The following is a 24,168-nucleotide window of genomic DNA, read 5'->3' as shown; positions in this document are numbered from 1 at the left end:
AATGACCCTGTGGGTGCTCGGACTGAATCACCAGACCGCACCGGTGGAGCTGCGCGAACGCGCGGCCTTCGCCGGTGACGCGCTGCCGCGCGCGCTCGGTTCGCTGCGCGATACCCCGCAGATCGCCGAGGCGGTCCTGCTTTCCACCTGCAACCGCACCGAGCTGTACGCGGTGGCCGATTCGCCGCAGGCGCTGGACCAGTGGCTGCACAGCCAGGCCGGCGACCTGCAGGGCTACCTGTACAAGCATGCCGATGCCGATGCGGTGCGCCACCTGTTCCGGGTGGCCACCGGGCTCGATTCGATGGTGCTGGGCGAGCCGCAGATCCTGGGCCAGGTGAAGGACGCCTGGTCCACCGCGCGCGACCACGGCCTGCTCGGCCAGCGCCTGGACCGGCTGTTCCAGCAGACCTTCTCGGTGGCCAAGCGCGCACGTACCGATACCCAGGTGGGCGCCAACCCGGTGTCGGTCGCCTCTGCGGCCGTGCGCCTGGCGCAGAACGCGTTCGCCCGCCTGGATGATTCGACGGTGCTGCTGGTCGGCGCCGGCGAGACCATCGAGCTGGCTGCACGGCACCTGAGCGAAGGCAAGGTGCGCCGCCTGCTGATCGCCAACCGCACCCTGGCCCATGCGCAGGAACTGGCCACCCGCCATGGTGGCGTCGCCCTGCCGCTGACCGAACTGGAACGCCACCTGGCCGAAGCCGACGTGGTGTTCTCGGCCACTGCCGCACGCGAGCCGGTCATCCACCGCGAGATGGTGGCCAAGGCCCTGCGCGCGCGCCGGCACAAGCCGATGCTGCTGTTCGACCTGGCCGTGCCGCGCGACATCGAGGCCGAGGTCGGCACGCTCAACGATGCGTTCCTGTACACCGTGGACGACCTTGAGCGCGCAGTGGAAGACAACCGCCGCGGCCGCCGCGAAGCCGCCGCCGAGGCCGAAGCGATCATCGACCTGCAGGTGTCGCGTTTCGTCGAAACCCTGCAGGCCAGCGCCCACCAGGCCCCGCTGCGGCAGCTGCGCGCCTTCGGCGAGGCCACCCGCGCCGAACTGCTGGAACGTGCGCGGCAGCAGCTGGCCAATGGCAAGCCGGCCGACGAAGTGCTGGAACTGCTGGCCCATGGCCTGACCAACCGCCTGCTGCACCCGCCGACCGCCGCCCTGCGCGCGGCCGCGCTCAGTGGCGATGCCGACCTGACCCGCGCCGCCGAGCGCCTGTTCCCGGCCACGCCGGGCTACCGCCACCCACCCGTGAGACCCGATGACGCCGACCCTGCGCCGTAAGCTGGAAGCGCTGGCCGAGCGCCGCGAAGAACTGGAACGACTGCTCGCCGAACCCGACGTGGTCGCCGACAACACCCGTTTCCGCGATCTTTCGCGCGAATTCGCCCAACTTGAACCGGTCGCCACCGCACTGGCCGACGAAGCCCGCGCCAAGGCCGACCTGGCCGCCGCCGAAGGCATGCGTGCCGACCCTGACCTGCGTGAGCTGGCCGACGAGGAAATCGCCGCTGCCCAGGCCCGGCTGCAGGAACTGGAACAGGAACTGGCCCTGCTGCTGGTGCCGCGCGACCCGCGCGACGAGGGCAACCTGTTCCTGGAAGTGCGCGCCGGCACCGGCGGCGACGAAGCCGCGATCTTCGCCGGCGACCTGTTCCGCATGTACGCCCGCTATGCCGAGCGCCAGGGCTGGAAGGTGGAGATCGAATCGGACAACCCCGGCGAACATGGCGGCTACAAGGAAGTGGTGGCACGCGTGGTCGGCCGCGGCGCGTTCTCGCGCCTGAAGTTCGAATCGGGCACGCACCGCGTGCAGCGCGTGCCGGCCACCGAATCGCAGGGCCGCATCCACACCTCGGCCGCTACCGTGGCCATCATTCCCGAGGCCGACGAGGTGGATGACATCGTCATCAATCCGGCCGACCTGCGGGTGGACACCTTCCGTTCGTCCGGCGCCGGCGGCCAGCACGTCAACAAGACCGAATCGGCCATCCGCATCACCCACGTGCCGACCGGCGTGGTGGTGGAATGCCAGACCGAGCGCAGCCAGCACGCCAACCGCGACAAGGCGATGAAGCGCCTGAAGGCGCAGCTGCTGGATGCCGAGCGCCAGCGCCAGGACGCGGCGCAGGCCGAATCGCGGCGCCTGCAGGTGGGCAGCGGCGACCGCAGCCAGCGCATCCGCACCTACAACTTCCCGCAGGGACGGATCACCGACCACCGCGTGGAAGGCCTGACCCTGTACGACCTGCCCAACATCCTGTCCGGCGACCTCGACGCCCTGCTGCAGCGCCTGAGCCACGAGCACCAGGTGGATGCGCTGGCGCAGCTGTCGGCGGGCTGAGCCGATGTCGGCCTGGCAGCAACGGCAGCAACTGCAACAGGCGCTGGCACGCCAGCCCGGTGACTTCATCGCCTGGGTGATGCTGGCCGACCTGGAACTGGAAGCCGGCGACATCGCCGCCGGCGAACGCGCCGCGCGCCGCGCCCTGCAGCTGCGGCCGAACCATCCCGAGGCACTGGCCCGGCTGGGCCGGGTGGCCTGGATGGCCGGTGCCCACGCCGACGCGGCGACGCTGCTCGGCCAGGCCTCCGCGCTGGCACCGGAGCATCCGGGCATCGCCCTGTGGCTGGGCCATGCACTGGAAGATGCCGACGACGCCGAGGGCGCAGCGGCCGCCTACCGCCGCGCGCACGCGCTGCTGCCGGGCGAGCCGTACATCGCCGCGCAGCGCCTCGCCTGGCAGCGCCGCCTGTGTGACTGGCAGGACGTGGACGCGCTGGCCGCACAGGTACGCGCCGCGGTTGCCAGCGGCCAGGGCGTGGTCGAGCCCTTCGCTTTCCTCAGCGAGGATGCCAGCGCCGCCGAGCAGCTGGCCTGCGCGCGTGCGCGTGCCGCAGCGGTGGCCGCCGCCGTGCGCCCGCTGCCGGCCGTGCCCGTGCGTGCACGGGGCCCGCTGCGCATCGGCTTCCTCTCCAATGGATTCGGCGCGCACCCCACCGGCCTGCTGACCGTGGCACTGCTGGAACACCTGCAGGCGGACCCGGCGCTGCAGCTGCACCTGTTCGCGCTGAACCGCAATGACGGCAGCCGCATCCGCCAGCGCCTGCAGTCCGCGGCGCGGCTGCACGAGGTCGCCGGCCAACGCCATGCCGAGACCGCTGCGCAGATCCGTGCGCAGGACATCGACGTCCTGTTCGACCTGCGTGGCTGGGGCGGTGGCGGCACGCCGGAAGTGCTGGCCATGCGCCCTGCCCCGCTGCAGTTGAACTGGCTGGCCTACCCCGGCACGTCCGGCGCGCCGTGGCTGGATGCGGTGGTCGGCGATGCGTTTGCCCTGCCGCCGGCGCTGGAACCGCACTACAGCGAGCGCGTGCTGCGCCTGCCGCGCGCGTTCCAGCCGTCGGACAACACCCGCGTACTGCAGCCGGCGCCGACCCGGGCCGAGTGCGGCCTGCCCGAGCAGGGCGTGGTGTTCTGCTGCTTCAACAACAGCTACAAGCTGAACCCGCGCAGCGCCGGCCGTGCCTTCGCGGTGCTGCAGGCGGTGCCCGGCAGCGTGCTGTGGCTGCTGTCCGGCCCGGGCCAGGCCGATGCGCGCCTGCGTGCGGCCGCGCAGGCCGCCGGCGTGGACCCGGCACGGCTGGTGTTCATGGCGAAGCTGCCCCACCCGCAGTACCTGGCCCGCTACGCGCTGGCCGACCTGTTCCTGGACACGCATCCGTACAACGCGCACACCACCGCGTCGGATGCGCTGTGGGCCGGCTGCCCGGTACTGACCTGCCCCGGCGACACCTTCGCCGCGCGCGTGGCCGGCAGCCTCAACCATCATCTCGGCCTGGCGCACATGAACGTGGCCGATGATGCCGCTTTCATCGCCACCGCCAGCGCGCTGGGCAACGACCCGGCCACGTTGACCGCGCTGCGCGCCGAGCTGGCGCAGGCACGCGGGCGCAGCGGCGTGTTCGACATGGACGGCTTCGCCACCGATCTGTCCGCGTTGCTGCAGCGGCTGGCGGGCGAGCAGGGCTGGCTGGGCGCACAGTGAGCGACAGCACCGCCTTCGACCAGGTACTGCCCCTGCTGCAGGCCGCTCAACGCGAAACCATCGACGGGCTGCGACACAGCCCGGGCACGCCTGCCCTGCTGGAGCGCAAGCGGCAGCTGGATCGTGCGGTGGCCTGCCTGCAGCTGTGCGCACAGCACGCGATCGACGGGCGCGCGCAGGTGACGGTGCTGCCATGGGCAGGCGATGCGTTCGGCAGTTTTGGCGTGTTTGAACTGGACGAGGAAGGCCAGCCAGCCAATGGCCAGGTCATGCAGCTGGACGATGTACGGCTGGAACTGCTGCCGGGCGATCTGCTGGTACAGGGGACCGGCCGGCTGCCTGAGGAACCGGCGGAGTAAGGCCGGACGCCGGTCATCCCTCGTCGACACGCTCTGGGCGACCGCTGCGCTACGCTCGGGCTTCCTTCCAGCGTGGTGCAACGATGGGCAAGCTCAAGCGCAAGGAGTACGACGAACTGCTGCAGCCGCTGCAGCTGGAACTGACCGCGATGGCGCGCTGGGTGCAGCACAGCGGGCAACGCCTGCTGGTGCTGTTCGAGGGCCGCGATACCGCCGGCAAAGGCGGCGCGATCCAGGCGATCAGCCAACACCTCAACCCGCGCCAATGCCGTGTGGTGGCGCTGCCGAAGCCGACCGACCGTGAATCGACGCAATGGTATTTCCAGCGCTACGCCAGCCACCTGCCGGCGGCGGGCGAGATCGTGCTGATGGACCGCAGCTGGTACAACCGCGCTGGCGTGGAACGGGTGATGGGCTACTGCAGCGAGGCCGAGTACCAGCAGTTCCTGCACCAGGCGCCGGTGTTCGAGCAGTTGCTGGTGGACGACGGCATCCTGCTGTTCAAGTACTGGCTGTGCGTGGACCAGGCGCAGCAGGAAAAGCGTTTCGCCGAACGCCACAGCGATCCGCTGAAGGGCTGGAAACTGTCGCCGGTGGACCTGAAATCACGCAGCAAGTACAGCGCTTACACCGAGGCCCGCGAGGCGATGCTGCGGGCGACGCATCGCGAAGCGGCGCCGTGGACGCTGGTGGATTTCAACGACCAGCGGCTGGGGCGATTGTCGCTGGTGCGCAATCTGCTGGACCGGCTGCCGGATACGCGGGTGGATGAGCCGGTGCTGGATCTGCCGAAGCTGAAGGGCAAGCTGCATGTGGAGCACTACGACGTACTGCGGCCGATCGAGGATTTCCCGGTGCAGGATTAAGGGTGGTTCGGCAGGGCTGCGCCCTGCACCTGCAGAAGCATTCAAGCAACCGCAACGTCAAAAGCCAGAGCAGCATTCCGAGGGATGGCGGGGCACTGTGGGTGTGCGGGGACGCCGTAAACCCGTCCATGGGGGCTTGGTCGCCGCATCCATGCGGCTCACACCCCGCAAACCCACAGTGCCCCGCCTTCGACAGGTTCACGCAGCTGTTGGTGGGTGCCGACCGTTGGTCGGCACATCTGTCAGATATCGATATTTGGAATTGGATCGGAGCCCGGCTAGTAGATCCACGCCATGCGTGGATGAAATCTGTCAGATATCGAATGAATTCATCCACGCATGGCGTGGATCTACCCTGCCGACCAACGGTCGGCACCCACCAACAGCAGCGGGAATCGGCACCCACCAGAGCAGAACGCCGTTCCGACAGATCGCGGAAAACTGTCGAAGGCGGGGTGGGTCCGGTTGAGGGGGTGTGAGCGGCATGGATGCCGCGACCAAGCCCCCATGGATGGGTTTACGGCGTCCCCCTCAACCGGACCCACCCCGCCAACCCACGGAATGCAGGCCTTTGACGTTGACGTTGATTCTGCAGGTGCAGGGCTGCAAGCCCTGCAAACAAAAAAACCTACTTCGCAGCAGCGATCTGCTGTTCGATGTCAGCAGCGGTCACCGGCCCCAGGAACGTGTGCGCGACCTTGCCCTTCGGGTCGATCAGATGGGTCAACGGCAGGCCGCGCGGGATCGCGAAGTCGGCTGGCGGGTCGAACGGGTCGACCACCACGATCGGATAGGTCACCGGATGCTTGGCCAGGAACGCCTGCATCTCCGGCGTCTCGATGTCCTCGTAGGCCAAGCCCACCACCTCGACGTTGCTGCGCATCGCGTGCAACGCCGACAGCTCCGGCATCTCCTTGCGGCATGGCGCGCACCACGTCGCCCAGAAATTCACCACCACCCATTTGCCCCGGTGCGCGGCCAGGTCGTACTCGCTGCCGTCGATGGCCTTCATCTTCAACGCCGGGAACTCGGCCGTGGTGCGTTCGGCCGGGTTCTCGTCGGTACCTTCCGCAGCTGCCGGGGGCGCGGGCGCCGGTGCCTGGGCCGGCGGCGTGCTGCTGGACGGGGTCGGTTCCTGCGCGGGCTTGCAGGCAGCCAGGGCCAGCAGCAGGGCGAGCGGCAGGGCCTTCAACAAGGGCGTGCGGATCATGGTGTGTCTCCGGAATCAGGGTAGATGTCGCTGACACGGCGCTTGAGGCGCTCGCGCAGCGGCAGGCGAAGTTCGTCCAGGGCGGCCAGCGCAGCCTGGCCCAGGCTGTCATCGCGGTACGGCAGGTGCTGCTCGGACACCGGGATGCGCAACTGGGTGCATTCGTAGAGGTCGGCCAGGCTGACCTGGTCCAGGTCGCGCGCCAGCAGCCACTCGCCACGCTCGTCGCGGCGCAGCAGGCCGATGTCCTGCAGATTGCAGGCCAGATCCTGCAGCAGCGAATCGGTCAGCATCGGCTCCAGCCGCAGGATCTCATCGTCGGCCAGGCCGCGCCCCTTGCCGCGCGCGTAGTGGAAGCGCCCGAGCAGGCGCAGCAGGCCGTAGAACTCGAAGCCCTGCGGCAGGCGCAGCTCCACCGGCTGGTAGCGGAAGGCGGCCATCGACGAGGCCAGCGACGCGCCCAGCAGCACGGCCACCCAGCACAGGTAGATCCACAGCAGCAGGATCGGCACGAAGGCAACCGTGCCGTAGAGCTTCTGGTAGGACTGGAAGCTGCCCAGGTAGGCACCGATGCCCCACTTGATCAGCTCCAGCAGGACCGCCGCCAGCACCGCGCCAGGAATCGCATGCCGCCACTTCACCGTGTGGTGCGGTACCACGCGGAACATCAGCATGATGCAGACGAACTCGATCAGCACCGGCGCCAGCCGCAGCGACAGGTCGGCCAGCCAGCGTCCTTCCTGGGTGCCGAACAGCGGCATCGCGAACACCCGCGCCGACACTGCCAGCGAAGCGGCCGCGAGCATGGCGCCCAGGGTCAGCACGGTCCAGTAGACCAGGAAGCGGGTCAGCTTGGGCCGCGTGCTGCCCACCCGCCAGATCTGGTTGAAGGTTTCCTCGACGCTGTTGAGGGTGATCAGCAGCGAAACCACCAGGGCGATGAAGCCGGCGGCGGTGAGCTGGCCGGCACTGGCCGAGAACTGCCGCAGGTAGCCCTCCGCCGCGCGCGCGGCGCTGGGCACGAAGTTGGAGAACACGTAATCGCTGAGCTGGTCGCTCCAGCGGTCGAACACCGGGAATGCCGACAGCACCCCGAAGACCACGATCGCCAGCGGCACCAGCGCGAACACGGTGGTGTACGCCAGCGCCGCGGCCGCCTGGAACAGGCGGTCGTCGAGGAAGCGGCGCCAGAGGAAGCGACCGAAGCTGGCGGCCCGTGCGCGATCCCGCGCGCGCTCCATCCACAGGTTGAGCGTATCCAGAGGTTCCATCGGCGAAAGGGTACCCGATGCGGAATCGATGCAGGATAGCCATACTGGCATCCACACGATGAGGAGACCTGCACGCGATGGGCGAGATTCTGGTGCTTTACTACAGCCGGGGCGGTTCGGTGGCACGGCTGGCGCGCCAGATCGCGCGGGGCATCGGCGAAGTGCCGGGCATGACCGCGCGCCTGCGCACGGTGCCGCCGGTGGCCGCAGTGACCCAGACCGCGCAGCCGCCGGTACCCGATGACGGCGCGCCCTACGTGAGCGTGCAGGACCTGGCCGACTGCCAGGGCGTGCTGCTCGGCAGCCCGACGCGCTTCGGCAACATGGCCGCACCGGTCAAGCATTTCCTCGATGGCCTGGGCGCGGAGTGGGTCAACGGCACCCTGGCCGGCAAGCCTGCCGGTGTGTTCACCTCCACCGCCTCGATGCACGGCGGCCAGGAATCGACCCTGCTGTCGATGCAGGTGCCGCTGCTGCACCACGGCTGCCTGATCGTCGGTATTCCCTTCACCGAGCCGGCGCTGAGCCATACCACCAGCGGCGGCACGCCTTATGGCGCCAGCCATGTGGCCGGTGCAGCGGACGACCCACAGCCGACCGACGACGAGGCCGTCCTGGCCCGCGCGCTGGGCCGCCGGGTGGCCGACATCGCACAGCGGCTGGCCCGATGAATACCGCGCCGCGCACGGTCCTGCTGCTGGCCCTGCTGGGCCTGGCGGCGCTGTACGTGGGCTGGTTCATCAATGACAAGCACTGGCTGGCCACCCAACTGGTGTTCACCGCACCGCCACTGGCGCTGGCCATCGCCCTGCGCCTGGGCTGGCGCAAGGCCGGTTTCTGGGCCTCGGTGCTGGCCCTGGGCTGGTTCAGCCATGGCGTGATGAGTGCCTGGAGCCACCCGGAGACCCGCTGGCTGGCGCTGATCGAGACGGCCCTGGCCCTGCTGGTCATCTTCGCCGCCAGCCTGCCAGGGTTGCGCGCCCGCTTCAGCAAGCGACGCTGACGCTGCGGCCGCCGGGCCTTATCATCTGTGTTCCCGGCCCCGCGCCGCTGTACCTGTCCTGGTTTCGCGCATGCACATGATGGAAGAGCTCCTGGTCGTCACCACCGGTGGCACGATCGACAAGATCTACTTCGACGACAAGTCGGACTACCAGATCGGTGATCCGCAGATCGGCATGATCCTGCGGGAGCTCGGGGTGACCTTCCGCTTCAACGTGATTCCGATCCTGCGCAAGGATTCGCTGCACATCAACGACGACGACCGCGAGCTGATCCGCGCGACGATCGCCGCGCAGGCGACCCGGCACGTGCTGGTCACCCATGGCACTGATTCCATGGTGCAGACCGGCCAGGTGCTGGCGACGATTCCGGACAAGACCATCGTGATGACCGGTGCGCTGAGCCCGGCACGCTTCCGTGGCTCGGATGCGGAGTTCAACATCGGCTGCGCGATCGGTGCGGTGCAGTCGCTGCCGACCGGCGTGTACATCGCGATGAACGGCCGCATCTTCGATCCGCAGCATGTGCGGAAGAACGTGGCGGCGAACCGGTTCGAGTCGGTCTGACTTTTTACGGCGCGCTGTCGCGCGGCGGGATTCGGCGTTTCTGTTGCCGCTGGCTTGAGGGGGTGATCCCCCCGACGCAGGACACGCCGTGAACCCATCCATGGGGGCTCGATGGCGCCATCCTTGGCGCCAACGGTCCTGCGTCGGGGGGATCACCCCCTCCTGACAGGTCATCGCGCTCGGCCAGCAAGATCAAGGGCAGAGCGGAAGCCGGGACGTTCAAGATTCCGCCACCCCAGAAAAACACCCCGGCCGAAGCCGGGGCGTGCCCTTGGAGAGGGACTTGGGCTCAGTACTGGGCGTTGAGGCTGACGCCCGAGAAGGTGCTGTAACCCTTCACCCGGACATGCCAGGTGCCGGCGGCGGGGCTGTTGATGGTGCAGGTTTCGTTGTTGCCGCTCAGGTACGGGCGGCAGGTGTAGGTCGTGTCGGTCGGGGCGCTGCCCTGGCGCACGTACAGGTCGGCATCACCGCTGCCGCCGCTGATCGCTACGCGCAGCTGCGAGCGGCCGGCCGGCACCTGCACCGTGTAGCTGAGCGAAGCACCGCTGGAGGCCCCCAGGCCCGTCACCGGCACGTTGTTCTGCAGCACGCTGCCACCCGGGTTCGGGTTGCCGCCGCCGGTGCCGTTGATGGCCGCGGTGACCGCTGCATCGGCATCGATGATGCCTGCGCCGCAGCCGCCCGAGCAGGCGCCCGGCAAGGGACGTGCGGTGCTCTTGATGATGCTTTCCACCTGCGCCGGGCTCAGCGGCGAGGGGGCCACCGACTGCATCAGCGCGACCACGCCGGCCACGTGCGGCGCCGCCATCGAGGTGCCGTTGTAGGAGGCGTAGGTTGCGCTGGCCGGCACCGTGGTGCCGGTGTTGAGGGTGGAGAGGATGTTCGCGCCCGGTGCGGAGATGTCGATGCCGGTGCCGTAGTTGGAGAAGCTGGCCTTGGCGCCGGTCGAGGTGGTCGCAGCGACAGCCACGACGTTGGCGCAGTTGGCCGGTACCGAGGTGGAGACGTTGGCCGACTCGTTGCCGGCGGCCACCACCACGGTGGTGCCACGGCCGACCGCGCCGTTGATGGCGTTCTGGTAGGTGGTCGAGCAGCTGCCGCCGCCACCCAGCGACATGTTGATGACCTCCGCCGGGTTGGCGTTGGCCGGCACGCCGCTGACCGTGCCACCGGAGGCCCAGGTGATGGCGTCGACGATGTCCGAGGTGTAGCCGCCGCACTTGCCGAGCACGCGCACCGGCACGACCTTGGCGTTGTAGGCGGTACCGGCCACGCCGGTGCTGTTGTTGGTCACCGCGGCGATGGTGCCGGCCACATGGGTGCCGTGCCAGCTGGAGCTGGAGGCCGGATAGCCGGCGCCGCACTCGTTGGCGGCGTACCAGTCACCCTCGTCGTTCGGGTTGTTGTCGCGGCCGCCGCCATCGCGCGCCATCGCGGCATCGCTGATGAAGTCGTAGCCGGGCAGGATGTTGGCGTTCAGATCCGGGTGGCTGGTGATGCCGGTATCGATGACGGCCACGACCACGCCGGTGCCGGTGGCCTTGTCCCAGGCCGGGCGCACGTTGATCGAGGCGTTGGACGTGCCGAAGCCCCACTGCTCGCTCAGGCGGGCATCGTTCGGGGTCAGCGTGGCACGCATGATCTGGTCGACTTCCACGTACTCGACGTTCGGGTCGGCGGCGAGCTTGCGCATCAGCAGCTCGGATTCGGCCTGGTCCAGCGCGCGGTCGGAGCGCACCACGCTCGGACCGGTGGCCAGGCGGCGGATCTGCTGCAGGCCGAGCGCGCGCCCCTGGGCGCTGGGCAGGCCGGCGGCGGCCGTCTTCAGCGAGGAGGCCAGTGCGGTGGTGTTGGCCACCAGCTGGCTGCCGTCCTTGTACTTGACGATGAATTGCTGGTGCACCGGCGCGGACTTCAACCCGCTGAGCTGGACATCGCCAGCGAAGGCCGGGGCGGCCAGCAGCAGGGAGGTGACGACGGACGCACTGAGAACCACCCACGACCTGCGCAGACGCAGTTGCGAAACCTGGGACATCGGAATTTCCCTTTCTAGTGGTGTGAATGCCGGAATCGGCAGAAGCACCGGCCCGAGCGCGCGATGGAGGTGTGCACGCATGGCTCGAAGTCCGGTCAGTCAGCGGATTCCCCTGCGACCCGCCGTGCTGTTGACGCTAATGGCCCGAAACGGACTCCACAAGATTTTCAGCGTCTTTTCAGGAACATGAAATGTCTGATCTGAGACGTGATGGGTGTAGGGTTTGTGAAGGTGAAGGAACTTTCACCCGCCCTATACGGACATGAACGGGACTTTGGCTGTCCCACCATGTCTTTGCCGACATCGGCAGGCTGACTGCCGGGGATGGTTCCTGAAACGCAGAAAGCCCGTCACGGGGACGGGCTTTCCGGTAAAGCAGTCGAGCATGGCTCGACTCTACAGGGAGCGTAGCCGAGCGCGGGCTCGGCTCTACAGACCTGGTGCGGGCGGATCAGCCCAGCTTGACCAGCCAGTTGTGGCGGTCCGGCTGGCGGCCGTACTGGATGTCGGTCAGTTCCTTGCGCAGCGACATGGTCACTTCGCCGGCCGGAGCGTTGATGTCGCCCACCGAGAAGCCCTCGCCCTTGAGCTGGCCGATCGGGGTGACCACCGCTGCGGTACCGCAGGCGAACACTTCGGCGATGTCACCGGAGGCCACGCCGTTCTTCCACTCGTCGATGGTGACCTTGCGCTCTTCGACCTTCATGCCGCGGTCGCGGGCCAGCTGCAGGATGCTCTCGCGGGTGATGCCCTCGAGGATGCTGCCGGACAGTTCCGGGGTGACCAGGGTGCCGTCCTTGTAGACCAGGAAGACGTTCATGCCGCCCAGTTCTTCCAGGTACTTGCCTTCGACCGGATCGAGGAACAGCACCTGCGAGCAGCCCTGTGCCTGTGCCTTCTGCTGCGGCAGCAGCGAGGCTGCGTAGTTGCCACCGCACTTGGCCGCGCCGGTGCCGCCCTTGGCCGCACGTGCGTATTCGGTGGACAGCCAGATCGACACCGGGGCGACGCCCTTGGCGAAGTACGGGCCGGCCGGGCTGGCGATGACGTAGTAGCCGGCCTTGTGCGCGCCGCGCACGCCGAGGAAGGCTTCGTCGCCGATCATGAACGGACGGAAGTACAGGCTGGATTCGTCGGCCGACGGCACCCAGGCGCTGTCCAGCGCGATCAGCTGCTTCAGCGATTCGACGAAGATCTCCACCGGCAGTTCCGGCAGCGCCAGGCGCTGCGCCGAACGCTGCAGGCGGCGGCCATTGGCATCGGGGCGGAAGGTCCAGATCGAACCGTCGGCGTGGCGGTAGGCCTTGATGCCTTCGAAGATTTCCTGGCCGTAGTGCAGGACGGCCGCGGCCGGGTCCAGCTGCAGCGGGCCGTAGGCACGCACGTTGGCGTTGTGCCAGCCGGTGTCCTTGTCCCAGCGCACTTCCACCATGTGATCGGTGAAGTGCAGGCCGAAGCCCGGCTTCTCCAGGATCTGGGCGCGCTCTTCAGCGCTGCGCGGGTGGTCCGAACGGGTGACGGCGAAGCTGGGAATGGACTGGGACACCGGAGGATTCCTGTTCTGGTTGCGGGTAGTGCCGGGCCCGCCGGACAGCGGGCCATGGGTCAAAGCATGCCGGTTTCGAGCCGGGCGGCCTCGGACATCATGTGCTGGTTCCACGGCGGGTCGAACACCAGGTCGACGTCGGCCTGGGCCACGGTGGGGATCATCTCGAGCTTGCTGCGCACATCGTCGACCAGGATGTCGCCCATGCCGCAGCCAGGTGCGGTCAGGGTCATCTTCACGTCGATCTCGCGCTGGCCTTCGTCCAGGTGCTTGATCTCGACTTCGTAGACAAGGCCCAGTTCGACGATGTTGACCGGAATTTCCGGGTCGAAGCAGGTGCGCAGCTGCTGCCATACCAGCTGTTCCACCTGTTCATCGGTGGCATCGGCGGGCAGCTCCAGCGGGGCCGGCGCCTCCTTGCCGATGGCGTCGCCGTCCTTGCCGGCGATGCGGAACAGGTTGCCTTCGACGAACACCGAATAACTGCCGCCCAGTGCCTGGGTGATATAGCCATAGCTGCCGGCGGGCAGGGTCACGGTGTCGCCCTGCGGGACCATCACGGCCTCGCAATCGCGTTCGAAGTGGACAGGTTCGCTGCTACGGGAATACATGGGGACCGATATGGGGCCGCGGCCGAAGCCACGCAAGACGGCATTCTAGCCCAGCCGCCCTGCCCCCGCCGGTGCACTGCGGCAAACCACAGTATCCTGTGGGTGTCCTTCAGGGAGCTTCGATGTCCTCCAATGCCGCGCGTGCCAGGACCGTCACCTGGCTTTGGCCCTTCATGTTGCTGCTGGGCCTGGTTGTCGCCCCGATGGTCTGGGTGCTGGTGGCCTTGATGACCGGCCGCCAGGTCGGCTGGATGGCGGTGGTGACCGCCCTGGAACTCACGTTCATGCTGCGCCTGGGCACGCTGGGCCCGGGCCGGCTGCGCGTCGCGCTGGTGGTGCTGGGCACGGCGCTGGTGAGCGCGGTGGCCTACTGGTGCATCGCCAGCGTCTGGATGGGTGGCTCGATGGGGCTGAACCCGATGGATGCCGTGTTGCGGATGGGCCCGCACCTGGCCTGGACCCTGACCAGCCTGGCCAACGGCGCCATGGAATGGATCTGGCTGGCGGTGGGCGTGGTGGTCGGCGCCTGGCTGGCGCGCTGATCACACGGATGCCGGTAGCGCCGGGCATGGCCCGGCGCTACCGGTACAGCCTCAATGCCCGCCGTCGAGCGCCTTCAGTTCGCTCACCAGCGAGGCCGCGGCTTCGGCACCATCGCCGTACAGCATGCGCGTGTTGTCTGCGTAGAACAGCGCATTCTCGATGCCGGCAAAGCCGGTGCCCTTGCCGCGCTTGATCACCATCACGTTGCGGGCGTTGACCACATCCAGCACCGGCATGCCGTAGATCGGGCTGGCCGGGTCGGTGCGCGCCACCGGGTTGACCACATCATTGGCACCGATCACCAGCACCACGTCGGTGTTGGCGAACTCGGGGTTGATGTCGTCCATGTCGGCGATCAGGTCGTAGGGCACGCCGGCTTCGGCCAGCAGCACGTTCATGTGCCCGGGCATGCGCCCGGCCACCGGGTGGATGGCGAACTTCACCTTCACCCCGCGCTGGCCCAGCCGCTGCGCCAGTTCCCAGATCTTGTGCTGGGCCTGGGCGACGGCCATGCCGTAGCCCGGCACGATCACCACGCGCTCGGCGAAGGCCATCATCGCGGCCACGTCGGCTGCTTCGATCGGCTTCTGCGAACCGGTGATCGCCTGCGCTTCACCGCCGGCGCCGCCGCCGAAGTTGGAGAACAGCACGTTGCTGATCGGCCGGTTCATCGCCTTGGCCATCAGCCGGGTCAGCAGGATGCCGGCCGCGCCGACCATCATGCCGGCGATGATCAGTGCCTCGTTGCCCAGCACGTAGCCTTCGAAAGACACCGCCAGGCCGGTGAACGCGTTGTACAGCGAGATCACCACCGGCATGTCGGCACCGCCGATGGGCAGGGTCATCAGCACGCCCAGTGCCAGCGCCAGCACGAAGAAGGCGACGATGGACCAGGTGCTGAGCGTGCTGGCGGCGATGATCGCCAGGACCACCACGGCCAGCGCCACCAGCAGGTTCAGCGCCTGCTGGCCGGGCCAGGTCACGCGCTTGTCCAGGCGCCCGTCCAGCTTGGCCCAGGCGATGACCGAGCCGGACAGCGACACCGCACCGATGGCCGCGCCAACCACCGCCAGCAGCAGCACGGTGGCCGAAGGCTGGCGCGCGGCCAGGTCGGCCAGCGCCTGCGCACTCCAGTGGCTGGTATCGCGGTTGGCCAGGAAGGCATAGCGCAGCAGCTCCACTGCGCCGATGGCCGCAGCCGAGCCACCGCCCATGCCGTTGTAGAGGGCCACCATCTGCGGCATGTCGGTGATGGCGACCTTGCCGGCCGACCACCAGGCCAGGCCGGCGCCCAGCAGCAGCGCCACCAGGATCAGCGGCACGTTGTGCAGTTCGGGCAGGAAGAACGTGGCCACCGTGGCCAGCAGCATGCCCAGCCCGGCCCAGCGGATGCCACTGCGCGCGGTCAGCGGCGAGGCCATGCGCTGCAGGCCGAGCAGGAACAGGGTGGCGGCCACCAGGTAGCTGGCCTTGACCAGCCAATCGAGCAGTTCGACGGTGCTGATGTTCAAGCCTGCGGCTCCTTCGGTTCGTCCTTGCCGCCCTTGGGCGCGCTCGGCTTGAACATTTCCAGCATGCGCGCGGTGACCACGTAGCCACCGGCGGCGTTGCCGGCACCCAGCACCACGGCCAGGAAGCCCAGCGCCTTCTCCAGCGGTGTCTGTGCGTGGCCCAGCACCACCATCGCGCCGATCAGCACGATGCCGTGGATGAAGTTGGAACCCGACATCAGCGGGGTATGCAGGATGACCGGCACCCGCGAAATGATCACGTGACCGGCGATTGCGGCCAGCATGAAGATGTACAGCGCCACGAACCCGTCACTCATCGGCAACGCCTCCCGCTCTGTCTTCGTCGCCCCATCATAACCACGGGCTGAACCCCGCGCGCACCCCGGTCAACCAAAGCCGCGCTCACGCGTTGTCGATGGTGACCCCGAGCGAGGAACCGTACCCTGTGCTGGTGAGCAGCCCCCTCCCCCAGACCGACGATGCCGATGCCCTGCCGGCGTCGCTGGAAGCGTTCCTGGCCAGCGTCGGCCCGCGCGCCTTCCGTTTCGCCGAGGCCGGCCTGCGCCAGCGCGAGGATGCCCTGGACGCGGTGCAGGACGCCCTGCTGCGCATGCTGGACTACGCCGACAAGCCGGCCGCCGAATGGGCGCCGCTGTTCTGGAGCATCCTGCGCCGGCGGGTGATCGACCTGCAGCGCCGGCGCCGCTTCCGCCTGCCGTTCTGGCGCGACAACCACGATGCCGACGGCGCCGACATCGACTGGGCCGACCCCGGCCCGGACCCGGCGCAGGCACATGAGCAGCACCAGCAGTACCAGCAACTGGTGCAGGCGCTGCGCACGCTGCCCGCCCGCCAGCGCGAAGCCTTCACCCTGCGCGTCCTGCAGGACCTGGACGGGGCCACCACCGCCCGCGCCATGGGCTGCAGCGAAGGCGCGGTAAAGACCCATCTGGCACGCGCCCGACAGGCGCTGCAGGATTACCTGGAGAACCATCCGTGAACCGCTCCCTGCCTTCCGATGACGCCCTGCGCAACCTGCATGCGCAGTCGCTGCAGTCGCTGTCGCCGGCCACCCTGGCGCGGCTGCGCCAGGCCCGCCATGGCGCCCATGCGGCGCACCGGGGCCGCTGGCGCTGGTGGCTGGCCAGCGCGTGTTCGCTGGTGATGGCGCTGGGCATCGGCGTGCAGTTCACCGGCCCGGGCACGCACACGGGCCCGGCCCCGGCACCGACGCTTGCGGCGGTGGAAGACAACAGCGCGCTGTACGACGAGAATCCCGACATGTACCTGTGGCTGGGCGACACCGACCTGGCGATGGAGTGAGAACCATGCTGCGACGCCCCACCCTGCCCCTGCTGTTCGCCCTGGTCCTGCTGCCGGCTGCGCCGCTGCTGGCACAGACCACTGCGCCTGCCGCCACACCGGCCCCCGTGCTGCCCAACTGGGAACAGTTGAGCCCGGCCCAGCGCGAGGCGCTGCTGGCGCCGCTGCGCGACCGCTGGAACGGCGCCGATGCCGGACAACGCCAGCGCATGCTGTCGCACGGCCAGCGCTGGCAGTCGATGAGCCCGGAAGAACGCGACAAGGCTCGCCGTGGCCTGCGCCGTTTCGAGCACATGAGCCCGGAACAGCGCGAGCAGGCGCGCGCGCTGTTCGGCCAGATGCGCACGCTGAGCCCGGCCCAGCGCGATGCACTGCGCGAGCGCTGGTCGCAGATGACGCCGGAAGAACGCAAGGACTGGGTGCGCGAGAATCCGCCGCCGGCAAAGCCGCGGTAAAGGGGTAGCGCCGGGCCATGCCCGGCGGATCCTGCGCGGGCCGCTGCGCTCGCCGGGCATGGCCCGGCGCTACCGTTTCATGCCTGCCAGCGGGTCTTTGCCAGCAGTTCGTCTTCCCAATCAAACCCGAGCTGGCCACCCTGCACGAAAAGGGTGACGAAGTTGAGCAGGTTGCGCGCGTACATCTCGCTGGCCTGGGTGGCACCGCGGCTGGCCAGGTTCAAAGGGCCATCAATGGCCACGCCCTGGTGTTCGATGCACTGGCCCGGCTGGGTCAGGGCGCAGTTGCCGCCGCTCTCGGCGGCCAGGTCGACGATCACGCTGCCCACCGCCATGCCCTCGACCATTGCCGCGGTGACGATGGTGGGCGCCGGCCGGCCCGGCACCGCTGCGGTGCAGATCACCACGTCCACGCTGCGCAGGTGGTCGGCCAGGCGGCGCTGCTGCTCGGCGCGTTCCTCGTCGGTCAATGCACGCGCATAGCCGCCCTCGCCCGCCGCGCTGACCCCCAGGTCGAGGAAGCGCGCGCCCAGCGACTGGATCTGTTCGCGGGTTTCAGGCCGCACGTCGAAGCCTTCCACCTGCGCGCCCAGGCGGCGCACGGTGGCGATGGCCTGCAGGCCGGCCACGCCGGCGCCGATCACCAGCACCTTGGCCGGGCGCACGGTACCGGCCGCCGTCGTCAGCATCGGGAAGAAGCGCGGCGCACGCTCGGCGGCGATCAGCGCGGCCTTGTAGCCGGCCATGCCGGCCTGCGAACTGAGCACGTCCATGGCCTGCGCACGCGTGGTACGCGGCAGCTGCTGCAGCGGGAACAACAGCAGGCGGTCATCGCCGGCCAGCGCCGCCAGCGACGGGTCGCTGGCCGGAGTGAGCAGGCCGACCACGCTGGCACCGGGCTTGAGCTGGGCCAGCACCGCAGCCGGTGGCGCCTGCACGCACAGCAGGATGTCGATCTCGTTCCAGCGGCCAGCGTCGAAGGCACGCGCGCCCGCATCGTCGTAGGCCGCATCGGGGAAGCCTGCGGCCAGTCCGGCGCCGGCTTCGTACCAGACGGTGATGCCCAAGGCCCCGAGCTTGCGCGCCGTTTCCGGCGTCAGTGCCACGCGCCGTTCGCCCGGCACGGTCTCCTTCATCCCCAGCAACGCCACGGCCATGCAGGTCCCCGCTGATCGGTGAGTTTTCCCGATCCTAGCAGGCAGCCACCCCTCAGTGCAGGGTGGCGTTACCCGGGTCCAGGCGGTCGATCACGCCCTGCATGGCGCTGTCGAAGGCGCCATCGTCGACGTGGGCGCGCAGGCGGCCCAGCCGCACCATCACCGCCAGTTCTTCCGGCGACGCCACGCAGAAGCGCACGCCACGACGGTTGACGAACAGCAGGCGCGAGGAGATCGGGCTGATCCAGGACAGCTTGCCGGCCTGGACCTTGCCGTCCTTGTCGACGAAGTCCAGCCAGTTGCCGATTTCCATGCGGCGGAAGCGGTCGGCGTCGGCATTGTCGAAATCATCGGTCTCGACCTGCCCGGCCAGTTCCACCGCGCTGGCTTCGGGCACCGGTGCGGTCGGCAGCGCGACCTGCGGCAGTTCCGGCAGCGCGCGCTGCAGTTCCGGGCGCGATTCGGCGATGCCCTGCAGGGTGCCGTGCAGCGCATCGATGGCGGCCGAGGCCGCATCACCGTGCACGCCGACACTGGCAAACACCTTGGCCAGCACCGGCTGCCAGGCCTGCAGCCACGGCTTGCCGACGATGTGCCGGCGGGCCTCGGCCACTTCCTCCAGCAGGCCGTCGCCCAGGCTCAGCGCCTCGGCCACGGACGCCCCGTCCTCGCCCTCGCGCAGCAGCGCCAGGGTCAGGTGGTGCTGCCACGGCTGGCGCAGGAACTCGGCGATGGCCGGCGGCAGGGTGGCATCGCCGATGCGGCGGTCCAGCTCGGCGCCGGCACGGTTGCGGGCCATTTCCAGTTTTTCCTGGCCGCGCTGCGTTTCGGCGGCGCGGCGCTCGGCGATTTCCACGCGGCGGCGATGCTGCAGCAGGAAATCGCGGAATTCTTCTTCCAGGGTCAGGAAGATCGCCAGGTTCTCATTGAACTCGGCGACCAGGCGCTCGATGATCTCCTCGACCTTGGCCATCAGCATGCGCTCGGCCTGGCTTTCGCCGGTGTTGCCTTCGCAGGCCTCGGCCAGCGAATTGAGCAGCTTGCGGGCCGGATGGGTCTTCTGCACGAACATGCGGCGGTCGAGCATGGCGACCTTGACGAAGGGCACCACCAGGCGGCCGATCAGCTCGCGCGAGCGGCCTTCCAGTTCGCGTTCATCCAGCATCACGTCGAACAGCATGCCGACCAGGTCGATCGCATCCTCGTCCTGCGGGTCCAGCCGGGTCTGGCCGGGGTCCACGCCGAGGCGGGTGGCGTTGGACAGCACTTCGCTCTTCAGCCGCTGCGCCAGCGATTCACCGTCCTCGCCGATGGCCGCGCGCAGGGTCGCGCTGGGCGTGGCCTGCAGCAGCGACAGCACCGACATCATCTCGCGCTGGCTGAGCGGGCGGTGCTGGCCCACGGCCACCTGCGCGGCCGACGTCGCATCCTCGCGGACATGCCGGGTCTGCTGCAGCAGTTCGTGCAGTGCTTCCAGCAGCATGCCCTGCTGGCCGGAAAAGGCTTCGCCGGAACCACCGGGCGCACCGCCAGGCATTCCGTCTTCGCCGGCCAGGTGCTGCTGCATGTGGCCACGGCGCTCGGACCAGCGCGCGGCGAACCGCTGCGCCCAGGCCGGTGCGGCCTGCTCCTCATCGCTGAAATCGGTGTCGAAGCCCGGCGCCTGGCGCTGTTCGACCAGATCGTCCATCCCGTGCGGGGCCTGCTGCGCCGGGGCCGCCGACAGCGGCCGCCGCGGGGCGCCCATCTGCGGCATCACACCGGCTGCAGCCAACTGCTCGTCCAGCTTCTCGTAGATGCGACCCACCGGCGCGCGCATGTCGCGCTCGCACAGCTTGATCAGCACCAGGTGTACTTCCGGGGCCAGCTCGCACCCGGCGAACGCCTGGTGGATGGCCACGCCCAGATGCTCGGGGCTGACCGGATCGAGATCGGCGTCCAGCTCGATGCCGCCGGCCAGCCAGCCCAGGCGGCGCTCCAGGCGGGCCAGCACCGGCTTGAAATCGCGCAGCAGCACGGTGGCGAAGTTGCGCACCGCCAGCCGCGACTCCAGCACATGTTCAGGAATCAGGCTCAGGCCTTCCTCGGCCGGGCCGGACAGGGTGGCTTCGGCGGACAGCGGCTCGCCGGCGGCCAACGCGGCCCAGGCCTGGTCCAGGTGGGCGGCGAAGGCCGCCGTGATCTCGTCCCGGCGCCGACGCAGTTCACGCATGGCGTCCAGGAACAGCAACTGCGACGCGCCGGCATTGCCGGCACGGTCGAACAGGGCGTCGTCAAACCGCGCCAGCGCCGCGCCGAAGGCCTGGCACAGTGCGGGCAGGACAGCGTCCCGCGCAAGCTGGAGCTGGGCCGGGTCACGACCCGGCGATCCCATCCGAGTGGGCGCGCTCATCATTCGGGAAGGCTCCCCACCTTCTCTGGTACGACAGACATCATGGACATCGCGACGGCCGGTACACCCCATGTACCGGTACGTCGATGGTAGGCCGGCCAGCCCGTCACGGACAGTGAAACAGTCCTCACTTCAAACCTCACGACCGGCGGCCCGGCAAGACGGATATCCTAAGCCGTGCGGGGCCTGCGAGGCGAGGGGAAGCGCTCGCCGGTTGCCCGGCAGTGGCATGACGTTCATCACAGTTTGATATTCAGAGGGCAAACACGACGCAGACAGCGTCACCAACCGCCCCGACTATAATCTTCAGCCCGTGATGACCGGTTCAGACTCCATGCCCGACCCCGCTGCCCTGCTCGCCCTCGACGCCCGCCGTTCGGTGCCCTCGCGGCAGCTGGGCGAGCCCGGCCCGGACCCGGCCACCCTGCTGCGCATGCTGCAGTCGGCCGTCCGCGTACCCGACCACGGCAAACGCGTCCCGTTCCGCTTCCTGAAGATTGCCGGCGATGCCCGCCACGCGCTGGGTGACTTCCTGGTCGAACGCAGCCGGCAGCGCGATCCGCAGGCCGGCGAGGCGGTCCTGGAGAAGGACCGCCAGCGCTTCAGCCACGCCCCCCTGGTGATCGTGGTGGTGGCCAGCCCGCGCCCGGACCCGAAGGTGCCCGGGGAGGAACAGCTGATGACCGCCGGCTGCGTCTGCTTCGCCCTGCTGCAGGCCGCCCAGGCGCTGGGCTTCGGCGCGCAGTGGCTGACCGCGTGGATGGCCTTCGACCCCGCCGTGCATGCCCACCTGGGCCTGGCCGAGGGTGAAGGCATCGCCGGCTTCATCCATATCGGTACGCCGAAGGCCGAGGTACCCGAGCGCGAGCGCCCCGATGCGGCGGCCCTGCTGCAGGACTGGACCGGCCAGTGAGCGCCGTGAATGCCGTACCGCTGCCGCCGCCGCTGTACCTGGTGGATGCCAGCATCTATGTGTTCCGCGCCTGGCATTCGCTGCCGGACGAGTTCCAGGACAGCCAGGGCTGGCCGACCAATGCCGTGCACGGGTTCGCCCGCTTCCTGCTCGACCTGCTCGAGCGCGAGCGCCCCCGGCACATCGCCATCGCCTTCGACGAGGCGCTGGACAGCGGTTTCCGCCACCGCCTGTACGCGGCCTACAAGGCCAACCGCGACCCGGCGCCGGAAGCGCTGAAGCGCCAGTTCGTGCACTGCAAGGCGCTGTGCGCGGCGCTGGGCCTGGTGGTGCTGGCGCACCATGACTACGAGGCCGACGACCTGATCGGCAGTGCCCTGCACCAGCACCGGCACAGCCATCGCGGGCTGATCATTTCCGCCGACAAGGACCTGTCGCAGCTGCTGCTGGACCACGACGAACAGTGGGACTACGCACGCAACCAGCGCTGGGACGTGGCCGGGGTGAAGGCGCGGCACGGCGTGCATGCGCACCAGATCGCCGATTACCTGGCGCTGTGTGGCGATGCGGTGGACAACATTCCCGGCGTCAGCGGCGTCGGCGCCAAATCGGCCGCGGTACTGCTGGCCCATTTCGGCAGCATGGACGCGTTGTACGAACGCCTGGACGAAGTGCCCTTCCTGCGCCTGCGCGGTGCCGCACAGATGGCCGTGCGCCTGCGCGAGCAGCGCGATCACGCCCAGCTCTGGCGGCAGCTGACCACCATCGCGCTGGATGCGCCGCTGGAAGGCAGCCAGCCCGGCCTGCTGCGCCAGCCGGCCGACCCCGAACTGCTGGGCGGCCTGTGCCAGGCGCTGCGTTTCGGCCCGCTGACGCGCCGCCGCCTGTTCAGCGCCGCCGGCGTGAACGATCCCGGTTCGGCCTCTACGGCCGGCCCGGACAATCCCCTTCCCTCCTCCAGCGAGCCCGCATGAGCCAGAGAAACACCGAAGCCCCGCGCGTCGTCTACGAAGGCAAGTACCAGCGCATGGTCGTGCGCGGCAGCTGGGAATACAGCGAACGCACCCATGCCGGCGGCCTGGCGGCGATCATCATCGCCGTCACCCCCGAGGACAACGTGCTGTTCGTCGAGCAGTTCCGCGTGCCGCTGCAGTCGGCGACCATCGAGATGCCGGCCGGCCTGGTCGGCGACATCAACGCGGGCGAGTCCATCGAGGTCTCGGCCGTGCGCGAGCTGGAAGAAGAAACCGGCTGGACCGCCGAGCACGCCGAAGTGCTGATGATCGGCCCGACGTCTTCCGGCGCCAGCAGCGAGCAGATCGCCTTCGTCCGCGCCACCGGCCTGCGCCGCATCGGCGAAGGCGGCGGCGATGACAGCGAAGACATCACTGTGCATGAGATTCCGCGTGCACAGGCTGCCGCCTGGCTGGTGCAGAAGATGGGCGAAGGCTACGCGCTGGACGCCAAGCTCTGGGCCGGCCTGTGGATGATCGAGCACCACCTGGATGGACGCCCGCGTGGCTGACGCCGGCCTGTATGCAGTGCCGGCCCTGCTGGGCGCTGACGATCCTGCGATCTACACGATCCACCGCGCGCAGGGCGCATCACCGTTCCTGCTGCTGGCCGACCATGCCGGCCAGCAGGTGCCGCGCGCATTGAACGGCCTGGGCCTGCCGCAGGTAGAACTGGACCGCCACATCGGCTGGGACATCGGCATCGCCGGCACCACCCGTGCGCTGGCTGGGCTGCTGGATGCCTGGGCGATCGAACAGACCTATTCGCGGCTGCTGATCGACTGCAACCGGCCGCTGGCCTCGCCCACGCTGATCCCGGAAGTAAGTGACCACACTGTGGTGCCGGGCAACGCCGGACTGTCGACGGCACAGCGGCAGCAGCGCATCGACGCCATCCATGCGCCCTACCATGCGCGCATCGATGCCGAACTGGACGCGCGCCGCGATGGCGGCCGCCCCACCCTGCTGGTGATGATGCACAGCTTCACCCCGGCAATGAACGGCACGCCGCGGCCGTGGCACGCCGGCGTGCTGTACCACCAGGACACCCGCTTCGCCCAGGCGCTGCTGCAGGCACTGCGCGATGAGGGCGATCTGGTGGTGGGCGACAACGAGCCGTATTCGGTCAGCAGCACCAGCGACTACGCGGTGCCAGTGCATGGCGAAGGCCGTGGCCTGGTGCATGTGGAACTGGAGATCCGCCAGGACCTGATTGCCGATGTGGCCGGGCAGCAGGCCTGGGCCGAGCGCCTGGCGCGGATTTTCAGCGCGTTGCAGCCGGGGTTGCTGGCGGCCGGGTGACCTGCATCCACGCATGGCGTGGATCTACTACCGGGGTGAC

The 24,168-nt window shown here is 69.0% G+C and carries 25 protein-coding genes; 16 read left to right on the top strand and 9 right to left on the bottom strand.

Annotated elements, in window-relative coordinates:
- The first annotated feature begins 1 nt into the window (after position 1).
- From hemA to ppk2, 5 genes are all read left to right on the top strand, one after another.
- A complete protein-coding gene (gene hemA, locus C1927_RS04200) occupies positions 2 to 1,285 on the top strand; it encodes a glutamyl-tRNA reductase (protein ID WP_108746014.1) in 1,284 nt (427 codons plus the stop codon).
- Positions 1,263 to 2,345: a peptide chain release factor 1 gene (gene prfA / locus C1927_RS04195; protein ID WP_108746013.1), complete on the top strand. Its 1,083-nt coding sequence runs from the start codon at positions 1,263 to 1,265 to the stop codon at positions 2,343 to 2,345. The genes hemA and prfA overlap by 23 nt, the downstream gene beginning before the upstream one ends.
- Positions 2,346 to 2,349: 4 nt before the next feature.
- Complete coding sequence (locus tag C1927_RS04190; protein ID WP_108746012.1) at positions 2,350 to 4,050, top strand: tetratricopeptide repeat protein; 1,701 nt, start codon at positions 2,350 to 2,352, stop codon at positions 4,048 to 4,050.
- On the top strand, positions 4,047 to 4,409 hold the full coding sequence (locus C1927_RS04185) for a hypothetical protein (RefSeq protein ID WP_108746011.1): 363 nt from the start codon (positions 4,047 to 4,049) through the stop codon (positions 4,407 to 4,409). Before C1927_RS04190 ends, C1927_RS04185 begins: the two co-directional genes overlap by 4 nt.
- Positions 4,410 to 4,492: 83 nt before the next feature.
- Positions 4,493 to 5,275, top strand: coding sequence for a polyphosphate kinase 2 (ppk2, locus tag C1927_RS04180; protein WP_108746010.1), 783 nt, complete (start codon positions 4,493 to 4,495; stop codon positions 5,273 to 5,275).
- Positions 5,276 to 5,903: 628 nt separating this feature from the next.
- On the opposite strand, the gene C1927_RS04175 is transcribed toward ppk2, so the two are convergent.
- Positions 5,904 to 6,485: a TlpA disulfide reductase family protein gene (locus C1927_RS04175; protein WP_079220730.1), complete on the bottom strand. Its 582-nt coding sequence runs from the start codon at positions 6,483 to 6,485 to the stop codon at positions 5,904 to 5,906.
- The gene (locus C1927_RS04170; protein WP_079220729.1) at positions 6,482 to 7,756 is read right to left on the bottom strand and encodes a YihY family inner membrane protein; all 1,275 of its coding nucleotides are present in this window, start codon (positions 7,754 to 7,756) and stop codon (positions 6,482 to 6,484) included. Before C1927_RS04170 ends, C1927_RS04175 begins: the two co-directional genes overlap by 4 nt.
- Before the next feature lie 77 nt (positions 7,757 to 7,833).
- On the opposite strand from C1927_RS04170, the gene wrbA reads away from it, so the two are divergent.
- From wrbA to C1927_RS04155, 3 genes are all read left to right on the top strand, one after another.
- Positions 7,834 to 8,427 carry an NAD(P)H:quinone oxidoreductase gene (wrbA, locus tag C1927_RS04165; protein ID WP_079220728.1) on the top strand — a complete coding sequence of 198 codons (594 nt, stop codon included), beginning with the start codon at positions 7,834 to 7,836 and terminating at the stop codon, positions 8,425 to 8,427.
- Complete coding sequence (locus tag C1927_RS04160) at positions 8,424 to 8,759, top strand: DUF2069 domain-containing protein (protein ID WP_079220727.1); 336 nt, start codon at positions 8,424 to 8,426, stop codon at positions 8,757 to 8,759. The genes wrbA and C1927_RS04160 overlap by 4 nt, the downstream gene beginning before the upstream one ends.
- Before the next feature lie 79 nt (positions 8,760 to 8,838).
- Positions 8,839 to 9,324, top strand: coding sequence for an asparaginase domain-containing protein (locus C1927_RS04155; RefSeq protein WP_079220726.1), 486 nt, complete (start codon positions 8,839 to 8,841; stop codon positions 9,322 to 9,324).
- 289 nt (positions 9,325 to 9,613) lie between these two features.
- Here C1927_RS04155 and C1927_RS04150 read toward each other — a convergent pair whose 3' ends face one another.
- The 3 genes from C1927_RS04150 to sufT all read right to left on the bottom strand — a co-directional run bounded on the left by C1927_RS04150 (position 9,614) and on the right by sufT (position 13,519).
- Positions 9,614 to 11,362: a S8 family peptidase gene (locus C1927_RS04150; RefSeq protein WP_108746009.1), complete on the bottom strand. Its 1,749-nt coding sequence runs from the start codon at positions 11,360 to 11,362 to the stop codon at positions 9,614 to 9,616.
- A gap of 451 nt (positions 11,363 to 11,813) precedes the next feature.
- The gene (locus C1927_RS04145; RefSeq protein ID WP_079220724.1) at positions 11,814 to 12,908 is read right to left on the bottom strand and encodes a branched-chain amino acid aminotransferase; all 1,095 of its coding nucleotides are present in this window, start codon (positions 12,906 to 12,908) and stop codon (positions 11,814 to 11,816) included.
- A 59-nt stretch (positions 12,909 to 12,967) separates the two neighbouring features.
- Positions 12,968 to 13,519 carry a putative Fe-S cluster assembly protein SufT gene (gene sufT / locus C1927_RS04140; protein ID WP_079220723.1) on the bottom strand — a complete coding sequence of 184 codons (552 nt, stop codon included), beginning with the start codon at positions 13,517 to 13,519 and terminating at the stop codon, positions 12,968 to 12,970.
- Between the two features lie 122 nt (positions 13,520 to 13,641).
- On the opposite strand from sufT, the gene C1927_RS04135 reads away from it, so the two are divergent.
- A complete protein-coding gene (locus C1927_RS04135; protein WP_079220722.1) occupies positions 13,642 to 14,061 on the top strand; it encodes a hypothetical protein in 420 nt (139 codons plus the stop codon).
- Positions 14,062 to 14,112: 51 nt separating this feature from the next.
- On the opposite strand, the gene C1927_RS04130 is transcribed toward C1927_RS04135, so the two are convergent.
- Together C1927_RS04130 and C1927_RS04125 are read right to left on the bottom strand one after the other, a co-directional pair.
- Entirely contained in the window at positions 14,113 to 15,573 is a 1,461-nt protein-coding gene (locus tag C1927_RS04130) for an NAD(P)(+) transhydrogenase (Re/Si-specific) subunit beta (RefSeq protein WP_108746008.1), read from the bottom strand.
- On the bottom strand, positions 15,570 to 15,890 hold the full coding sequence (locus C1927_RS04125; protein ID WP_005408173.1) for an NAD(P) transhydrogenase subunit alpha: 321 nt from the start codon (positions 15,888 to 15,890) through the stop codon (positions 15,570 to 15,572). The genes C1927_RS04130 and C1927_RS04125 overlap by 4 nt, the downstream gene beginning before the upstream one ends.
- Positions 15,891 to 15,988: 98 nt before the next feature.
- Between C1927_RS04125 and C1927_RS04120 the strand changes: the two genes are divergently transcribed.
- The 3 genes from C1927_RS04120 to C1927_RS04110 are packed head-to-tail and all read left to right on the top strand — an operon-like array spanning position 15,989 to position 17,351.
- The gene (locus tag C1927_RS04120) at positions 15,989 to 16,573 is read left to right on the top strand and encodes an RNA polymerase sigma factor (RefSeq protein WP_108746007.1); all 585 of its coding nucleotides are present in this window, start codon (positions 15,989 to 15,991) and stop codon (positions 16,571 to 16,573) included.
- The gene (locus C1927_RS04115) at positions 16,570 to 16,896 is read left to right on the top strand and encodes a hypothetical protein (protein ID WP_079220719.1); all 327 of its coding nucleotides are present in this window, start codon (positions 16,570 to 16,572) and stop codon (positions 16,894 to 16,896) included. The genes C1927_RS04120 and C1927_RS04115 overlap by 4 nt, the downstream gene beginning before the upstream one ends.
- A 5-nt stretch (positions 16,897 to 16,901) precedes the next feature.
- Positions 16,902 to 17,351 carry a DUF3106 domain-containing protein gene (locus C1927_RS04110; protein ID WP_108746006.1) on the top strand — a complete coding sequence of 150 codons (450 nt, stop codon included), beginning with the start codon at positions 16,902 to 16,904 and terminating at the stop codon, positions 17,349 to 17,351.
- A 77-nt stretch (positions 17,352 to 17,428) separates the two neighbouring features.
- Here the strand turns inward: C1927_RS04110 and C1927_RS04105 are convergent, their stop codons facing one another.
- Positions 17,429 to 18,508 carry an NAD(P) transhydrogenase subunit alpha gene (locus C1927_RS04105; RefSeq protein ID WP_079220717.1) on the bottom strand — a complete coding sequence of 360 codons (1,080 nt, stop codon included), beginning with the start codon at positions 18,506 to 18,508 and terminating at the stop codon, positions 17,429 to 17,431.
- Between the two features lie 52 nt (positions 18,509 to 18,560).
- Positions 18,561 to 20,903 carry a DUF1631 domain-containing protein gene (locus tag C1927_RS04100; protein ID WP_108746005.1) on the bottom strand — a complete coding sequence of 781 codons (2,343 nt, stop codon included), beginning with the start codon at positions 20,901 to 20,903 and terminating at the stop codon, positions 18,561 to 18,563.
- Between the two features lie 331 nt (positions 20,904 to 21,234).
- Between C1927_RS04100 and C1927_RS04095 the strand changes: the two genes are divergently transcribed.
- From C1927_RS04095 to C1927_RS04080, 4 genes are read left to right on the top strand one after another with little or no spacing between them, the layout of a single operon-like run.
- Positions 21,235 to 21,813, top strand: coding sequence for a nitroreductase (locus C1927_RS04095; RefSeq protein ID WP_079220715.1), 579 nt, complete (start codon positions 21,235 to 21,237; stop codon positions 21,811 to 21,813).
- Positions 21,798 to 22,787, top strand: a complete 990-nt coding sequence (locus tag C1927_RS04090) for a 5'-3' exonuclease H3TH domain-containing protein (protein WP_174208719.1) — start codon at positions 21,798 to 21,800, stop codon at positions 22,785 to 22,787. Before C1927_RS04095 ends, C1927_RS04090 begins: the two co-directional genes overlap by 16 nt.
- Positions 22,784 to 23,338, top strand: coding sequence for an NUDIX hydrolase (locus C1927_RS04085; protein WP_079220713.1), 555 nt, complete (start codon positions 22,784 to 22,786; stop codon positions 23,336 to 23,338). The genes C1927_RS04090 and C1927_RS04085 overlap by 4 nt, the downstream gene beginning before the upstream one ends.
- Positions 23,331 to 24,128, top strand: coding sequence for an N-formylglutamate amidohydrolase (locus C1927_RS04080; RefSeq protein ID WP_108747766.1), 798 nt, complete (start codon positions 23,331 to 23,333; stop codon positions 24,126 to 24,128). Before C1927_RS04085 ends, C1927_RS04080 begins: the two co-directional genes overlap by 8 nt.
- The last annotated feature ends 40 nt before the right edge of the window (positions 24,129 to 24,168 follow it).

It is taken from the genome of Stenotrophomonas sp. ZAC14D1_NAIMI4_1 (assembly GCF_003086775.1).
Lineage (GTDB): Bacteria > Pseudomonadota > Gammaproteobacteria > Xanthomonadales > Xanthomonadaceae > Stenotrophomonas.
This window is presented reverse-complemented; position numbering and strand designations above follow the sequence as displayed.

Coding starts and splice junctions, on each gene's coding strand:
- hemA (WP_108746014.1), top strand. CDS start 2: ATGACCCTGTGGGTGCTCGGACTGAATCACCAGACCGCACCGGTGGAG.
- prfA (WP_108746013.1), top strand. CDS start 1,263: ATGACGCCGACCCTGCGCCGTAAGCTGGAAGCGCTGGCCGAGCGCCGC.
- C1927_RS04190 (WP_108746012.1), top strand. CDS start 2,350: ATGTCGGCCTGGCAGCAACGGCAGCAACTGCAACAGGCGCTGGCACGC.
- ppk2 (WP_108746010.1), top strand. CDS start 4,493: ATGGGCAAGCTCAAGCGCAAGGAGTACGACGAACTGCTGCAGCCGCTG.
- C1927_RS04175 (WP_079220730.1), bottom strand. CDS start 6,485: ATGATCCGCACGCCCTTGTTGAAGGCCCTGCCGCTCGCCCTGCTGCTG.
- C1927_RS04170 (WP_079220729.1), bottom strand. CDS start 7,756: ATGGAACCTCTGGATACGCTCAACCTGTGGATGGAGCGCGCGCGGGAT.
- wrbA (WP_079220728.1), top strand. CDS start 7,834: ATGGGCGAGATTCTGGTGCTTTACTACAGCCGGGGCGGTTCGGTGGCA.
- C1927_RS04160 (WP_079220727.1), top strand. CDS start 8,424: ATGAATACCGCGCCGCGCACGGTCCTGCTGCTGGCCCTGCTGGGCCTG.
- C1927_RS04155 (WP_079220726.1), top strand. CDS start 8,839: ATGGAAGAGCTCCTGGTCGTCACCACCGGTGGCACGATCGACAAGATC.
- C1927_RS04150 (WP_108746009.1), bottom strand. CDS start 11,362: ATGTCCCAGGTTTCGCAACTGCGTCTGCGCAGGTCGTGGGTGGTTCTC.
- sufT (WP_079220723.1), bottom strand. CDS start 13,519: ATGTATTCCCGTAGCAGCGAACCTGTCCACTTCGAACGCGATTGCGAG.
- C1927_RS04135 (WP_079220722.1), top strand. CDS start 13,642: ATGTCCTCCAATGCCGCGCGTGCCAGGACCGTCACCTGGCTTTGGCCC.
- C1927_RS04125 (WP_005408173.1), bottom strand. CDS start 15,890: ATGAGTGACGGGTTCGTGGCGCTGTACATCTTCATGCTGGCCGCAATC.
- C1927_RS04120 (WP_108746007.1), top strand. CDS start 15,989: ATGGTGACCCCGAGCGAGGAACCGTACCCTGTGCTGGTGAGCAGCCCC.
- C1927_RS04110 (WP_108746006.1), top strand. CDS start 16,902: ATGCTGCGACGCCCCACCCTGCCCCTGCTGTTCGCCCTGGTCCTGCTG.
- C1927_RS04105 (WP_079220717.1), bottom strand. CDS start 18,508: ATGGCCGTGGCGTTGCTGGGGATGAAGGAGACCGTGCCGGGCGAACGG.
- C1927_RS04100 (WP_108746005.1), bottom strand. CDS start 20,903: ATGATGAGCGCGCCCACTCGGATGGGATCGCCGGGTCGTGACCCGGCC.
- C1927_RS04095 (WP_079220715.1), top strand. CDS start 21,235: ATGCCCGACCCCGCTGCCCTGCTCGCCCTCGACGCCCGCCGTTCGGTG.
- C1927_RS04085 (WP_079220713.1), top strand. CDS start 22,784: ATGAGCCAGAGAAACACCGAAGCCCCGCGCGTCGTCTACGAAGGCAAG.